Origin of the sequence: Peribacillus sp. B2I2 (genome assembly GCF_041261685.1) — a bacterium.
Taxonomy (GTDB): Bacteria; Bacillota; Bacilli; order Bacillales; family DSM-1321; genus Peribacillus.
The window spans coordinates 1,216,509-1,231,924 of record NZ_JBGCCB010000001.1 but is presented as its reverse complement, the minus strand read 5'-3'; the positions used below and the strand labels follow the sequence as shown (position 1 = coordinate 1,231,924).

Genomic DNA, 15,416 nt, shown 5'->3' with positions numbered 1-15,416 from the left:
CCCTCGTTCAGTTTCCTTTTAATCATATCATAGGCTTTTACAAAATAACAAAACTAAGGATTTATCTGAATAGGTAAAATCAACAATTTAATGAACATCATTTACATTTCTTCTCATCTAGTCCTCTTCGACGCATAACTGGCTTTTTACCATATGTTACAAAACGCCATACATATTCAACCGGTCCGTAATGAAACAGACCCATCCACAATAAGGAAAGCAGAATTTGCATGCAAAAAAGAGCTATTAGGAAAACAACCCCTGTCGTGTAAGAGACAGATCCATATAAACCAAGACCATATGAATAAAAAATGACCGTGCATACTATCGATTGGAATAAGTAGTTACTCATCGACATCCTTCCGATATACGAAAGGGGGTGGAACAGGCGGGAAGCTCCTGCCTGTTCCGCCAAAAGCGTTATTGCCGTGATATAAAAAATCGTAAGTAACGGTCCGCCAAAATAATCCTGTACGAATATCGTGCCAAAATGGTATACCGTCACATATGGCAGTATCTTCATTGACATGCCCAACAGCAAGCTTACAATCAATATCGCTTTGAATTGTCGTTTATATTGACTTGGATTTTGGAGAAAGCCTTGCTTTGCAACGCCTGCTCCAATTAAAAAAAACGGAAAAATCGATAAAAAAAGGATAATGGCATTAAAGAGGTTGTTCACCATATACCAATCTAGTGCTCTTTGACTCATTATTTCCGTAAATGTACCAGATTGATAAACTTCCAAAGACTGTTTCATCATCGCAGAATCAGTCGTTATCGCCATCCCTTCCCTATCAAATATGCCCATTATAAGAAATAGTGAACCCAATATAGCAAATGGCAGGACATAACAAACCGAGCCTAGCAGAATTAGATTCCTGCCCTTCATCTTATAAAAAAACAATAATGCAAACCCAAATACAGCATAATTAATGAGGATGTCCCCATGCCAGATGAAAAAAGCATGAATGCACCCAAGCACCATCAGGAAACTTAGCCTTTTCGTAAATAATAAAGGAAATGAAATACCCTTTTCTTCACTCCTTACAGCTAGTATGATGGCCCCAAAACCGAACAGGAATGCAAATAACGGATAAAAGCTGGCCTGTGCGACAATATCACTGAATCTGTACAAAATCCTGTCCCATCCTCCGGACCATCGCTCAGCACCATCTATGTACAAAAGCGGAGAGTGGAAAGAAGGCATATTCACTAAAAAAATCCCTAAAATGGCTAATCCACGTAGAATATCGATGCTTACGTTCCGTTTACTTTCCTGCAATGGTACCATCGTGCCCTTCATTGGTTCACCTCTTTCATCCATACAGATTTAACGTCTCTTCTATAACCTGATTTCATCATCTTTAACCACTATGGCAGCTTTTTGCTTTTTTATTAGTATGACAAACAAGCTACCCAATAAGCAAAAGACTCCTGCAAGGAAGAATGCCCATGTATAGGAGTTGAATATTTTGAAAATTAGCCCTCCACCGTACGCGGCCACCGCTGCCCCCATCTGATGCGCCGCGAATATCCAACCGTATACAATCCCACTTTTCTCCATTCCAAAGACTTGTCTTGAAATGCTTATGGTTGGAGGGACAGTAGCTATCCAATCCAATCCGTAAAAAACGGAGAAGATGATCAATAGGGCGATTGAGCCTTCATTTAGTGCAAAAGGAAGTAATACGAGGGAAGCACCCCTTAGACCGTAATACCAAAACAACAACCAACGGTTATCAAAACGATCTGATAACCACCCGGATACAGTCGTACCAATCAAATCAAAGATCCCCATGAAAGATAGCAGTGAGGCTGCCGTAACAACCGGTAATCCAAAACTAATGCAATAAGAAATGAAATGTGTGCCGATCAACCCGCTCGTTGAAAGTCCGCATATAAAAAAGCTTCCTGCCAATAACCAGAATTCCTTGACTTTCACTGCTTCAATCAACGACTGAAAAGCCATGGCGATGGGGTTCTTCTTTTGGACTGTAACAGCCTCCTGACTTTCCTCTTCTAATCCATATGGAAGAGTGCCAACTTCCTTCGGATTGTTTTTCATGAATAAAAGGATGATTGCCAGCATGGTCAAGCTAAGGACCAAAATTAATCCAATCGCCCATCTCCACGAGTGATTCTCAATGATGATGGCTAAAACCGGAAGTAAAATGAGCTGACCTGTGGCCGTACTTGCCGTCAGTATCCCGACCGCCAGCCCCCGCCTCTTCTCGAACCAACGATTTGCCACATATGGGCTCAATACCGTTAAAAAAACTCCAGAACCCAATCCAATGATGATTCCCCAAATTAGAATGAGCTGCCACTCATGCTCCATGAAAAAAGTGAGGAAAATCCCTGCCAATAAAGTGGACATGGCCAATACCATCATTTTCTTCAATCCAAGCACTTCAATTAGGGCGGCCATGAATGGACCCGATAATCCATAAAGAAAAAGACTTATGGCGAAGGCTAAAGAAATGATGGACCGGTCCCACCCGAACTCATTTTCAAATGGTACGATGAATACTCCCGATGATGACCTAACGATTCCGGCTACAATGATCGAGAAGAATGTTATGATTAAAATGACCCAGCTATAATGAATACGTTTCAATGCTCTCCCCCACAATCCAAAACTCTTAGAATCAACAAGTTTTAAAAAGAATTATTATAATAATTTGAAATATTTTATAATAGTAACACTTTATCGTTAAACAGGAAGCTTTTTATCGAAACAAATTATAGTGCTTCTCTTAAAAAGTCAAAATGAATGAGTTGATATCAAACAATGGCATGAGTTCCTGTGGCTGTATTTACGGAACGGGACACCCGGTCAAATGGAGCTTCCTGACATAAGGTCCCTCTCTCTAGCTTCGTTCCCTATCTTCATAGCTTAATATGAAACCGAATCGACCTGGCAAACAGAAAAAAACGCTGATCATTTCTGAACAGCGTTAACGAGCATCAATTGACGAATCTGCCTGTTTTCCCCTTAGAGTCCCAGTAATCATTACGGAGATGGATTTTTTGTATTTTACCAGATGCCGTTTTTGGAAGCTCACTGACGAACGACACGCTCGTGACTGATTTGAAATGAGCTAAATTTTCCCGTGTGAAGTTCTTTATATCATCTTCCGTTAAATCAGCACCCGTTTTTAGCACAATGAAAGCATGCGGCGTCTCCCCCCACTTTTCATGCGGAACGGCGATGACTGCCGCCTCAAGAATGTCCGGATGTTCATAGAGGATTCCTTCCACTTCTATGGAAGAAATATTTTCTCCGCCACTTATGATTATATCCTTTTTGCGGTCAACAATATCAACATTCCCATTTTCATCGATTGTTGCCATATCCCCTGTATGCAGCCATCCATTTCTTAATGTCTGGCTGGTCGCTTCTTCATTTTTCCAATAACCTAACATCACTCCATGACTGCGGACAATGACCTCCCCGATATCCACGCCATCATGGACCACTTCCTCACCATTGTCATGGATAACCCTTACCTCACTGCCTATGATGGGATATCCGGCTTTCGCCTTCATTCTGTATTTTTCTTTTTCAGAAAGATCATCGAATTCAGAACGAATCAGCGATATCAGACTAACCGGAGTTGATTCGGTCATTCCGTATATTTGAATGAATTCCCAGCCTAACTCTTTTTCTACCCTTGTAACGAATGCTGGAGGCGGAGCGGAACCCGCAACAACGATTCGGATATCCTGCTTGATTATCGGAACATTCCGTTCATAATATTGAAACAGTGAATTCAGAACCGTCGGTGCCATATGCATTATGGAAACCTTGTGCTTTTCAAGTGCATCAAATATCACTTCTGGGGTGGTTTTCCTCAAACAAACTTGAGTGGCACCATTAGCCGTATAATAAAATGGGGCACCCCAACCATTCACGTGGAACATCGGCAGTACATGCAAATATGTATCGCGGTCATTGACCCTGAAATGATGCATTGCACCTAGGGCATGCAAATAGTTGTTGCGGTGAGTCAGCATCACCCCTTTGGGATTTCCTGTGGTCCCGCTTGTATAAAGGAGGCTCGAAACGTCATTTTCATCCACCGACTCCCGATTAAAGCTTCTGGTATCAAAAAGGTCCAGCCAACGATTGTAATCGGTTTCATTTATCTCTTCCTTTTTATAATGTACAATTATGTGTTCCACCGATCCAAGTTCATCCTTGATAGGAGCAATTAAATGATACAATTCCTGATCTACAAAAAGTACCTTGGACTCACTATGGTTCAAAATGTATACATAATCGGCAGGCTTCAAGCGGATATTCAACGGAACGATTACGGCCCCAAGTTGAAATACCCCATAAAAGCCTTCAAGCATTTCAATGGAGTTTGGTGCCAAATATGCCACCTTATCACCCTTTTTGACTCCAAGATCCCTTAAACCATTTGAAAGCTGGTTTACACGGCCGTTCAACTCTGAGTAGGTTAAAACCCTGTCATCACCAATGATCGCTTTCTTATCGCCATATAGTAAGGCTGCTCGATCTAAGAAATGCGATAAAACTAATGGTACGTTCATTTCCTCACCCCTCATTTTAATTGAAAATTCTGAATTAGTAATTATTTTACCATATCTGTTTCCAATTATTCAACAACATTCAATGTCTGTTATATAACAATACATATTGATAGGCAGATGAATCACATCAATCATGAGTCAACATACAATACATTGAAACTCCCTTCGTGATAGGCTCATTGCCTAATATTCAAGGGAAAACCAGAATAAAAAAAGGGTGATTTTCTTGCCGGCCATCGTAGGAGTCGTTCAAGTCATCAACGTCGGTAGCAGTGGAATTGTCCATATTGGTGACGTCTTTAAAATTAATCCATATTCAACTTCAAAGACTTTTGCAGGTGCTGGCTCGTTTAATACAGGTGAATCCATATCCCTTTATAATGCCTATAGCACCACAAATACCAATGATACAGATGGTGTTGATCAGCCAATGGTCTTAAATCTCTAATGTTTTTAAGAAAGGAGTCCACATGATCTTCAATATTCACCAGACTATACAAATCAATATGATAAAAATTGAAAGCATCGCCAATTCATCCGTTTTTCAAATAGGAAGTGCCGGGGTGATTAAACCATATTCCACATTGGCCAATACCGGTGGATTCACTGAGCCTGCCCCTGAAATCGAAGCTGATGTAGTACCATTAACCAGTTTCGTCCCATTTACAGCTTCATAGGCATTCACCTATATCCAACTTTTTCATATACTGTCATATATGAATTTATCTTTTTATGAAGGTGAGGTGTTGAATCGTGAATCAGGATTTATATTCGTATTCCATACAAATGCAGCGTTTCCTTGAAGCCCAGGATAAGCGGATCATGAAACTTGAACACGAACTCAAACGCCTGACAGATGAACTCGCCGATTTGAAAAATAAACCGCCAATCCATGTAGATAAAATTGAATATAAATTCGATCAGTTAAAAGTCGAATCTTTAGATGGAACGTTAAATATCGGTTTAAATCCCAATGACCTTAACAACATTGATGAATTTGCCGTCAACAACCAACCCGTTCAACCAGCACCAAACCTATTTCCAGGCAGGGAAATCGTCGTCCAGGAAATTCACAACGATATCCTTTCAGACTTGGAAAATATGATCCACGATGCGGAAACCCAGCTGAAAATATCATTGGAACCCTCTTATCATGACTTCATTAAACAGGACGTCGAACGCCAGCTTCATCAACGAATCAATATGTATTTCGATAATCTTTCTTACGCGGAACGTGCACCGCAGCAACGGGATAATGTCAAGGAAAAGGTCAGGGAGAAGGTAAAATCCGATATTCAAACTGCATTATTACAATTCATTACCCATTCACAAGCCGAGACAGGAGGAAATCCAAATGGAGTTTAATGTAACCAATCACCAGCTTTGTGTAGGTGATATTAAAATTACCGGTGTAGCAAGCTCTGCTTTATTTCTCATAGGGGATGTACAAACGGTCCAACTTTCTTCCGCATTCGATACCCCGCCGGAATCCCTTATCATCGGACCATTCGTGCCGCTTTCTCCAAGAGGATAAATAACATGTTTTCTAGAATATCAAAAGTAAAATCTATATTATCCGACACGGTATCATTCAGCTCCACCCTGCAAATCGGGGATACTTCATATATTGACGGAAATTCCCTGGCTTTAGCGATTCAAAAGAAAAGTGAAACTTTCGGTTCAGTCGATGTTCATTTCGAAGACTATGACATTTTTAAGAAACCTTTTTATATCCCGAGATTGAATGAACCCGTCATATCAAGATTTTCAAATCCGAATCCCTTCATACGGGTCGGCAATATCAATATAATCGGGATATCATCCTCATCTGTGGTTGGTGTCGGAAACGTAGGCCATGCACGTATGGAATCAAGAGTGAAACATATTCGGGAGGTTCCTAAAAAAATCGAAGAGACACCAATTGAGGATTCAGACAACAGTTAAACTATTATAGGAGGGGTTCATATGCCCGCTATTATCGGCCCAGTTCAAATATTTAATGTCGCGCAAGGAAACCTGTTATTCGGTGATTGCGCCGTCATTTCCCCTAAGTCTTCCTCCAAATCCGTTTTCGGATCCGGTTCAGGAAACACAGCTGCAATCACCTTCACGGCTAATGGTCTGAACGGTAGCAATGTCCTAGATGTCAATGGGGTCGACCAGCCCATTACAGGGAATAATTAGTCAAAGAAAAAGCCTCCCATTTCCAGGGAGGCTTTTAAATTCCACCTATTTTTCTATCATGTTAAATACTTGCTCGACATCCTTGTCACCCCTGCCTGATAAATTAACGATCAGTATATCATCTCTTGTTAACTCTTTTGCCAGCTTCATGGCGTAAGCTAAAGCATGTGAGCTTTCGAGAGCTGGAATGATCCCCTCTGTTTTGGATAATACCTGGAAGGCCTCAAGAGCTTCTTCCCCTTTTACCGTCACATACTCCGCACGCCCGCTATCTTTCAAAAAACTATGCTCGGGTCCCACACTAGGGTAATCCAAGCCGGCTGCTATGGAAAATGTCGGTTTTGGCTGCCCATGTTCGTCCACTAACGTCAAACTTTTGAATCCGTGCAATACCGCCGGTACCCCTTGCGAAATACTTGGGGCTTCAATTGGCTCTACACCAATTAAACGGACATTTTCTTCATCGATATAATGAGCAAAAGCTCCAATCGCATTACTTCCCCCTCCTGCACAAGCAATGATGACAGTTGGCAGTTTTCCTTCCTTTTCAAGGATCTGGCGCTTTGATTCTTCACTTATGATTGATTGGAAATGCTTAACGATCGTTGGATAGGGGTGTGGTCCCACTGCTGAACCAAGCAAGTAAAAAGTATTTTCATAGTTTTGCACCAAATCATTCAATGCCTCATCAACGGCATCCTTCAATCGACCCTGTCCCTTTTCGACCGCTACGACTTTTGCCCCCAACAATTCCATCCGAAAGACATTCAATGCCTGCCTCTCCGTATCCAGCTTACCCATATAGATCACACACTCCATGCCAAACATCGCACATGCCGTCGCAGTCGCTACACCATGCTGTCCAGCTCCAGTTTCTGCGATGATGCGTTTGGCACCCATACGTTTAGCGAGCAGGATTTGTCCAATCGCATTATTAATTTTGTGAGCACCTGTATGATTCAGATCTTCACGCTTCAAGTATATTTTTGCCCCTCCAACCTTTTTCGTTAAATTCTTTGCAAATGTTAACGGGTTTTCGCGTCCGACATATTCTTTCAGATAATATTGAAACTCCTCAATGAATTCCGGGTCATCCTTATATTTCAGGAATTCCGTTTCTAAAATATCCATAACTTCCTGAAGTTCTTCCGGTACAAAACTTCCACCGAACTCACCAAAGTATCCCTTGCTCTTGATCTCACTCGTCATACTCTACTCTACTCCTTTAAAAAAGGTATTTTTTCTCCCCTAGTATATAGTAAGCTTTTGTATCTTTTCAAACTATTCCGTTTATTCAATACAAAAAGGAGCGCCCCTCATCAATGGGACACTCCTTCTCTGTTATACTTCCAATAAATGCGATCCGTCAAAGAAAAACAAGTAACGGCTGGTTACTTTCTTATTCATTATCCCTTCAACAGCCCTCGTATAAAGCTGTAGCTGCATACGGTATCGATCGGCAAGAATCTCTTTAGCCCCTTCATACCCGTTAGTAAAACGGCCGGTAATCGTATCCGTTTTATAATCCAGAAGCACAAGACCTTGTTCATCTTCAAAGATACAATCAATCACACCTTGGATAAGGATCTCTTCATCTCCAGCTGCCCAATCGCTGTAAGCTTCCTTTGCAGGCAACGACATCGTAAATGGCACTTCACGGCGAATGCTCTCGGCCCTCTGCATTCTTTGGCCGATTTCAGTGTCAAAGAAATCGACGATCGTCTCAGGATCCACAGCTGCTTTCTGTTCCTCTGTCAACAACTCACGCTGAATCAAGTCAACCATCAGTTCCTGAATCGTTTGAATGGTAATCTCTTTAGATAGATCAATATGCTGCATGACTAAATGTGTAATCGTACCCCTTTCAGCAGGAGTAAGTGACTTTTCTTGCATGAAAGTCGGCCGCTTCGTGATGGGGCGCTTAAATTTACGCAACAACTCTGTGGAGCTTTGCTCGTCCTTAAGTTCATATTGACGTTTTAGTTCAGAAACGGATTGCTTGGAACGATACACCGTCGCCTCATGCTCGGGATACTCCCATTCGAGCTGTTCTTTGATATCATCATAAAACTCGGAAACGATACCGACCTTCTCCGATTTCTGGACATGATCAAGTATTTGTTCCTGAACTAGTGCCTCTTCCTCATCCAGAACAGCAAGCTCTTCACTTGGAATGACGGAAATGGACCAATTCGATGGATGCGACTCCATTTCCAAGCCTTGGCCAGCAGCACCAAGAGAATCCCGATGTCGGACAAGGGATGGACCAATCCAATCAAGATAGCTTTTTGCACCTGCCCGTACATAGTCCTTTAAAAGCCAATCTCCATGTGCCGCATTACTTGCCCAGTTCTGCTGCGTTTTTTCTGCATCATTGATACTGGCAATTAAATATAGCTTTTCCTTAGCTCTTGTAAGCGCCACGTAGAGGACACGCATCTCCTCGGCAATCAATTCAAGCTGCTTTTTTTTCTTAAAAGCCAATTGAGGAAGGGATGGATATGTAATCCGTAATTCGGAATTCACATACTTTGCCGCAAAGCCATAATCCTTATCCAGTAAATACGGCTTGCGTAAATCCATCATATTGAATTGCTTGGAAAGACCGGCAATAAACACGATTGGGAACTCAAGACCCTTTGACGAGTGAATCGTCATCAGGCGGACTACATCCTCCTGTTCCCCTAAAGCCCGAGCGGCCCCTAAATCATCTCCACGTTCTTGCATCCTTTCTATGAAACGCAAGAAACGGAACAGACCGCGAAACGAACTTGCTTCATATTGCCTTGCCCTGTCATACAACGCTCTTAAATTGGCCTGACGCTGTTTGCCACCCGGCATCCCTCCTGCAAAATCATAGAACTGCGTTTCGCGATATAGAAGCCAGATCAAATCTGATAATGCCTCCTGCCTGGCAAGCTTCCTCCACTTCACTAGTTTTTTATAAAAAGCTGAGGCTTTTTCATAAAGTCCCGGATGTTCTTCGGGGTCACTCTTTCTGTAAAAATCAGCTAGTGCTTCATAGTAGCTCCCTGTATGGAATAAACGCACCTGTGACATTTCTTCTTCATCCAACCCGACGATAGGTGAACGAAGAACGGAAGCCAATGGGATATCCTGTTGCGGATTATCAATCACCTTCAATAAAGAAATCATGATGGCAACTTCGGTCGCTTCAAAATACCCTGTCGACAAATTGGCATAGACTGGAATCCCCTGCTTTTTAAATTCCTCCATGATTTGCGGTGCCCATGGCATCGAACGGAGAAGGATGACCATGTCCCGATAAGTGGCAGATCGGTACTGTTTGGTTTTCGTATCATATATCCGATGCTTTTCGCTTATAGCCTTCTTAATGAGCTTGGCCATTTGTCTTGCTTCGAGCTGCGCTTTTTCAAGTTCCTCGGCCTCAAACCCGCCATCCGACCCTTCTTCCGATTGAGCTTCTGGATCGGCTGCTCCATCAATTAAAAGGAGCTCGATTGGGTTTGGATCGTCTTCGGGATATGGGGCACCTTTTTTCAATTGGGCATCTTCATCATAATCAATCTCACCGACTGTAATGCCCATCAATTGTTGAAACAAGAAGTTCGTCCCATCGAGAACTTCCTTTCGGCTCCGGAAATTACGGTTTAAATCAATTTTCAGTCCGGATTCAACACCATCATGGGTGAAACGTGTGTACTTTCCAAGGAAAAGATTCGGTTCCGCAAGCCTGAACCGGTAAATGGACTGCTTGACATCGCCTACCATAAAAAGATTCCCATTATATTCGCCGTCAGCTGTCACCAGTTTTAAAATGGATTCCTGAACAAGGTTCGTATCCTGATACTCATCTACGAGTACTTCTTTGAACTGGTTCCTGTATTCGACGGCAGCGGCTGAAGGTTTTCGTTCACCATCCACAGTTTCCCCTGTCAAAATCCGAAGACAATAATGTTCCAAATCAGCGAAATCCACTAAGTTCTTTTCTGCTTTTGCAGCGAAGAATCTTTCGTCAAACCGTTTAACAAGCGTTACAAGTGTATCGACATAACCCTTGAGTTCCCTTATATCACGCAGGTAGCTTTCCGGTTGACGGGAAAATAACTCTTCCTGTAACGATTTGATGATTTTTTTCGCCTTATCACGATACTTGGTAGCCTCATCCGCTACTTCTTTGATAAAATCGGCACCAGTAAGGCGTTTTGCCGTTCCAAATTTCACGTTTTGGATTTCTTCATAAAGTGCATTCCAGGATTGGTCTTTCACTTCCGAAAGTTTAGCAACCAGGGCAAGGTCGGCTAAATAGTTCTCAGCCCTTGGTGCAGGCCCCCCAGGGACTTTTGTCAACGCAAGCGACCGTTCCAATAGATCCCTGGCAGTGTCCAATTGTAAACCAATATCGAATTTCAATGAATCGATAAACGAAAGATCATCAATCCCATCATCATCAGCCAACTCATACATGCTGGCTGCATCATTGAGCCATCGGTCCGGATCAGGATTCGATTGCGAAAAATCATACAGTGATCGAACTATATTCTGAAGTGCATCATCGTTTCGATCGCTTGTGAAAGCATCAACCAAATTAAAGAACTCATCATTATCACTTTGACCATACTGCTCCTCGAAAAGTTCTTCCATCACTTCATCACGGAGTAACTGGACCTCTGTAGAATCTGCAATCCGGAAGCCCGGATCGATTTCCGTCAGATAATAATACTTCCTGATCACCTCTAAACAAAAGGAATGAAGTGTGGAAATTGAAGCGCGATTTATCAAGCTCAACTGCTTGCGCAAATGCTGTGAATGCGGATTATCATTGATCGCTCTTTCTAATGCCTCACTTACCCTATGGCGCATCTCGGCAGCCGAAGCATTGGTGAAAGTAACGACAAGAAGTTCATCAACATCGATTGGATCTTCTTCCGAAATGACTTTTTGAATGATCCGATTGACCAGTACCGCCGTTTTCCCTGAACCTGCAGCGGCCGCAACCAAAATATCCTGATCTTTAGCCCATATCGCCTTCCATTGATCTTCCGTCCAGGTCACGTCTCCTGGTAGAGCAGGAATTTTCGTTTTACTCATCGCTCTCCTCCTCCCCCCTTAATAGCTCAAGAACATCATTTTGTTTCTTCTGTGCTAAATTCCTAAATTGATTCTCCTCCAGTGACTGGTCGAATTGGCATACGGATTTAAAGGAACAGAATGTACACGGGGTTTTTTCCTTTAATTTATATGGCGTTATATCCACATCACCATCGACCATTCGATCGCCAGCCTCCTGGTAAACGCGGCGCACATGGTGATTCAGAAGCGAAAACTCTTCCCTGCTGGCAACTTTGGAAGCCGCCAGGAGGGATCCACCCTTTTTAAATCCAGCTGGAATGATATCCGACTTTCCCGAATTTTCAATATCAAGCGAATTATCCATCATTTGAATGACATTTGAATGATCTAGAACAAGTCCATTCATTTTAAAACTTTTATAAATTTCTTCTTCAATTTTATCCAAACTGAGCATTCCCTTTGATTTGACAACTGGATTATGCACATGAAAATACAAAACGCCGGCTGGAATGGCTTCCTTGCCTATAAGCGATTTGGAATGGGTGACGACGATATCAAGGTATGTCAACATTTGCAGCGCGAGTCCATAATATACTTCACTCATGTTCAGTTCCTTTTCACTCGACTTATAATCGAGCACACGCAAATAGACACCCTCACCTTCTTCCGCTTTATCCACACGGTCGATTCTCCCGATCAATTCCATCTTCGTACCGTTTTTTAATGTGAATGAAAGTGGCGGCAGCTCTCCATTTTTCCCGAATCCGAGTTCTAATCCAATTGGAGCAAAACCGCTCACCTTTGCATGTTCACTTAATACGATTGAGGCCCGTCCAATCACGTGTTCCAGTTTCCTGCGTAAATAGTGATGGCGGTTCGTACTTAACAAAATCTGATTTTGAAGTTTGGGAGCAAGTCTCTCCACAGCAATTCTAGCTAACTCCAAGCATTGTTCCTTAGTCAATGTAGACCAAGGAATTTCATGTTCCTTTAAGTAATCGGAAATCATTTTCAATGCTCCATGAAACATCTCGCCAATATCCGGTGCATCCAAACGGAAAATTTGCCTTTCCCTCAATTTCAAGCCATGGGCGGCATAATGGGAAAACGGGCAGCTATTAAACATTTCCATCCGGGATACACTCGTAAGAATGCTCTCACCATATAATTGCTTACTAGTTTCCTCAGATAATTTCTTCGTTCTATTTTGATAAAAAAGGCTCGATAAAACCTTGGTTGCCGACGGACCGACCATTTCATCCTCCATAATGGAATTATATACATCCCACCATAGTGAATGGATTGGATAGTTCCTTTTTTTCAGTTGCAATTGGGCAGCCAGATATGATAGTGCCACATCATAATTCGCCGCATATTTCACCTGTTCCTCGGCAGAAAGATCGGATGGATCGTTCATATAATATACATCTGAAACGTTAGGCAATACGTCCCTTACCCGTTTCAAATAGGATGAGGGTAAAAGTGCCTTTCCTTCCTCGTCGGCAAGCGGATATGATAGATAAAGGGCCTCAGCAGGTGTAGTAAAAGCTTTATACGCTGTAAACTCCTCATCAAGGAGGCGCACTTTTGAACTTGGAGCAACATCAAGCCCACCAGCCAGCAGCATTTCACGATCACTATCTGAAAATATCCCGTCAGATAAAGCTTTCCCTGGCAAAACCCCTTCATTCAAGCCGATAACAAAAGCTGTCTTCACATCATCGAGGCGGGATAAATCCAGATTAGCGACTAGGACTTGGTCAATTGCAGGCGGTACCAAAGAAAATTCAAGAGATTCCAGGCCAGCTTCAATGATTGACGCAAACTGTTTCATGGACAGCTCTTCCCCGCTCAGCAGTTCAACGAATTGGTCCAATAGGTCGACAACCGCGTTCCACGTTTGCTCATGCTCTCTAGCCGATACCAAATCACCTGATTCTTCTGCCTCTAGTTTAAGCTTTTCCAATTTTTCCGGTACATGCAATTCTTCAAGATATAGATAAAGGGCTTCACACAATTCCCTGCCATTAGCAGCCTTCTTAACCCGTTTTGAGAGCTTCAAGATGGGCTCGGTAAATAATTGCTTCATCTCATTCAACTCTTGCTCAAGCTTCATTTCCTTATCCGTTTGGTTCCGGTCCTCGAGTTCCAGTCCGCGGAAGCGCCGGTAGGTCCAACGATCTTTGGACGTCCACCTGCTTCCTTTAATTCCACGGGCGAGCACATAGTTTTCCAGCTTATCTACCTGTTCGCGCATCCTATCGTGATTTTTTTGCAGAGGAAATAGAAGCTCCGTCTTGATTGCACGAAATACCGGCTCATAACGCCAATAGCCATTGATGATCTCCAAGGTGGAACGAATCAGTTCAATCAGGGGATGATTCAGCATGGTCCGTTTGGAATCGACGAACAATGGAATTTGATAATCCCTAAACACGGTTTGTAAGATATCTGCGTATGCTTCTCCATTACGGACTAAAATCGCAATATCACGGAAACGGTGCTGTTTTTGTCTGACCAGCGACAAGATGTCCCGGGCAACTCCTTCAATCTCAGCCCTGCGGTTAACTGCCTGGGCAATCGTTACATCAGGTGAATGCTCAAACGTCCGTGCAGGACGAATGGCAAAATAAGTTTCCAGATGATTCAGCCCCGGACTCTTTCCGAACCTCTCAGTCCCTTTTAAGATTCGATCTTCTGTAATTGGTATACCGTTCCTCAATCCAGCCTGATAAAGGTGATGATACAGATTCCCCGTTTGCCTGAACAATTGCAAATCATCAGGAGCATATTGCCTGTAGGGCTGATCTAACGTCAGCGAGATCGTTACACTCCTGCACAGCTTCATCATTTCTTCCACAATCAATAATTCCTGTGGCGTCAAGCTATAAAAACCATCGATATATATATCCGCATTCCTTATATATGAAGACTCTGACATTTTCTCGATAAGCAAAGTGAAATAGTCTTCGGAATCTAAATATTTGTCAACCATTTCATCCTCAAAAGCCTGATAGACCAATTCAAGGTCATGCAGTTTATCCTGAATGCCGCTGCCGGACGGTGATGTTTCGGCCAAATAATTTTGAATGTCATCAGGTTGGATGCAATACTGCTTGAACTCAGCCAGCATTAGTTCCATCTGTGCAATGAACCCCTGCTTTTCAGCAGAGCGGCGAAACATCTTTAAATCTTCCTTTTTATCATCCATGATCTTCCGTATCAACATATTAACGCCAACGCTGTCCAAATGTAGCCGGCTCATTCCCCCAGTTTCCTGAAGAACGCGCCAAGCCAGCCTGCTAAAACTGAAAACCTGTGTCCGGATCATTCCGGCAAGGTCTGGTGTTTTAATTAATTTATATTCAGATAGAAACGTCATCTGATCAGGAACGAGGTAGATAATTGGATTGCCTTCGGGATCTTCTGCCAATTTGGAGCGAATTTCGTCCAATATATGCGAAGTTTTCCCTGCACCCGATCTTCCCAGTAAAAAACGGAGTGACATCTCTTTTCCCCCTTATACAACATAATATCTAGATCTATCATACCAGAAATACTTTCTTTTTTATGACTAGGTTTCTGTTTCCAATTAGGCACACTTTCTATTATTT

General features: G+C 42.6%; 12 protein-coding genes. 6 read left to right on the top strand and 6 right to left on the bottom strand.

Translation table 11 applies throughout. The annotated features are described in order from the left end of the window. Positions 1-97 precede the first annotated feature (97 nt). From ABIE66_RS06265 to ABIE66_RS06255, 3 genes are all read right to left on the bottom strand, one after another. Positions 98-1,306, bottom strand: a complete 1,209-nt coding sequence (locus ABIE66_RS06265) for a DUF418 domain-containing protein (protein ID WP_370014215.1) — start codon at positions 1,304-1,306, stop codon at positions 98-100. A gap of 39 nt (positions 1,307-1,345) precedes the next feature. Continuing rightward, entirely contained in the window at positions 1,346-2,620 is a 1,275-nt protein-coding gene (locus ABIE66_RS06260; RefSeq protein WP_370014214.1) for an MFS transporter, read from the bottom strand. A 350-nt stretch (positions 2,621-2,970) separates the two neighbouring features. Further along, positions 2,971-4,563 (bottom strand): long-chain-fatty-acid--CoA ligase, encoded by a 1,593-nt coding sequence (locus ABIE66_RS06255; RefSeq protein WP_370014213.1) that lies wholly within the window; start codon positions 4,561-4,563, stop codon positions 2,971-2,973. A 226-nt stretch (positions 4,564-4,789) separates the two neighbouring features. Between ABIE66_RS06255 and ABIE66_RS06250 the strand changes: the two genes are divergently transcribed. The 6 genes from ABIE66_RS06250 (at position 4,790) to ABIE66_RS06225 (ending at position 6,747) form a co-directional block, all read left to right on the top strand. Continuing rightward, positions 4,790-5,011, top strand: a complete 222-nt coding sequence (locus ABIE66_RS06250; protein WP_289324086.1) for a spore germination protein — start codon at positions 4,790-4,792, stop codon at positions 5,009-5,011. A gap of 22 nt (positions 5,012-5,033) precedes the next feature. Next, on the top strand, positions 5,034-5,240 hold the full coding sequence (locus ABIE66_RS06245; RefSeq protein ID WP_289324085.1) for a spore germination protein GerPB: 207 nt from the start codon (positions 5,034-5,036) through the stop codon (positions 5,238-5,240). 76 nt (positions 5,241-5,316) lie between these two features. Then, positions 5,317-5,928, top strand: a complete 612-nt coding sequence (gene gerPC, locus ABIE66_RS06240; RefSeq protein ID WP_289324084.1) for a spore germination protein GerPC — start codon at positions 5,317-5,319, stop codon at positions 5,926-5,928. Next, on the top strand, positions 5,918-6,097 hold the full coding sequence (locus tag ABIE66_RS06235) for a spore gernimation protein GerPD (RefSeq protein ID WP_289324083.1): 180 nt from the start codon (positions 5,918-5,920) through the stop codon (positions 6,095-6,097). Before gerPC ends, ABIE66_RS06235 begins: the two co-directional genes overlap by 11 nt. A 5-nt stretch (positions 6,098-6,102) precedes the next feature. Beyond that, complete coding sequence (locus ABIE66_RS06230) at positions 6,103-6,507, top strand: spore germination protein GerPE (protein ID WP_289324082.1); 405 nt, start codon at positions 6,103-6,105, stop codon at positions 6,505-6,507. 21 nt (positions 6,508-6,528) lie between these two features. Next, on the top strand, positions 6,529-6,747 hold the full coding sequence (locus tag ABIE66_RS06225; RefSeq protein WP_289324081.1) for a spore germination protein: 219 nt from the start codon (positions 6,529-6,531) through the stop codon (positions 6,745-6,747). 45 nt (positions 6,748-6,792) lie between these two features. Here ABIE66_RS06225 and trpB read toward each other — a convergent pair whose 3' ends face one another. The 3 genes from trpB to addB form a co-directional block, all read right to left on the bottom strand. Then, on the bottom strand, positions 6,793-7,956 hold the full coding sequence (trpB, locus tag ABIE66_RS06220) for a tryptophan synthase subunit beta (RefSeq protein WP_370014212.1): 1,164 nt from the start codon (positions 7,954-7,956) through the stop codon (positions 6,793-6,795). A gap of 132 nt (positions 7,957-8,088) precedes the next feature. Beyond that, positions 8,089-11,820, bottom strand: a complete 3,732-nt coding sequence (gene addA, locus ABIE66_RS06215) for a helicase-exonuclease AddAB subunit AddA (protein ID WP_370014211.1) — start codon at positions 11,818-11,820, stop codon at positions 8,089-8,091. Continuing rightward, positions 11,813-15,310, bottom strand: a complete 3,498-nt coding sequence (addB, locus tag ABIE66_RS06210; protein WP_370014210.1) for a helicase-exonuclease AddAB subunit AddB — start codon at positions 15,308-15,310, stop codon at positions 11,813-11,815. Before addB ends, addA begins: the two co-directional genes overlap by 8 nt. Between the last annotated feature and the right edge of the window lie 106 nt (positions 15,311-15,416).

What these genes read in the sequence shown, in the direction of transcription:
- ABIE66_RS06235 (WP_289324083.1), top strand. Translation starts at nt 5,918, where the DNA reads ATGGAGTTTAATGTAACCAATCACCAGCTTTGTGTAGGTGATATTAAA.
- addB (WP_370014210.1), bottom strand. Translation starts at nt 15,310, where the DNA reads ATGTCACTCCGTTTTTTACTGGGAAGATCGGGTGCAGGGAAAACTTCG.
- ABIE66_RS06230 (WP_289324082.1), top strand. Translation starts at nt 6,103, where the DNA reads ATGTTTTCTAGAATATCAAAAGTAAAATCTATATTATCCGACACGGTA.
- ABIE66_RS06245 (WP_289324085.1), top strand. Translation starts at nt 5,034, where the DNA reads ATGATCTTCAATATTCACCAGACTATACAAATCAATATGATAAAAATT.
- ABIE66_RS06265 (WP_370014215.1), bottom strand. Translation starts at nt 1,306, where the DNA reads ATGAAGGGCACGATGGTACCATTGCAGGAAAGTAAACGGAACGTAAGC.
- addA (WP_370014211.1), bottom strand. Translation starts at nt 11,820, where the DNA reads ATGAGTAAAACGAAAATTCCTGCTCTACCAGGAGACGTGACCTGGACG.
- trpB (WP_370014212.1), bottom strand. Translation starts at nt 7,956, where the DNA reads ATGACGAGTGAGATCAAGAGCAAGGGATACTTTGGTGAGTTCGGTGGA.
- ABIE66_RS06255 (WP_370014213.1), bottom strand. Translation starts at nt 4,563, where the DNA reads ATGAACGTACCATTAGTTTTATCGCATTTCTTAGATCGAGCAGCCTTA.
- ABIE66_RS06225 (WP_289324081.1), top strand. Translation starts at nt 6,529, where the DNA reads ATGCCCGCTATTATCGGCCCAGTTCAAATATTTAATGTCGCGCAAGGA.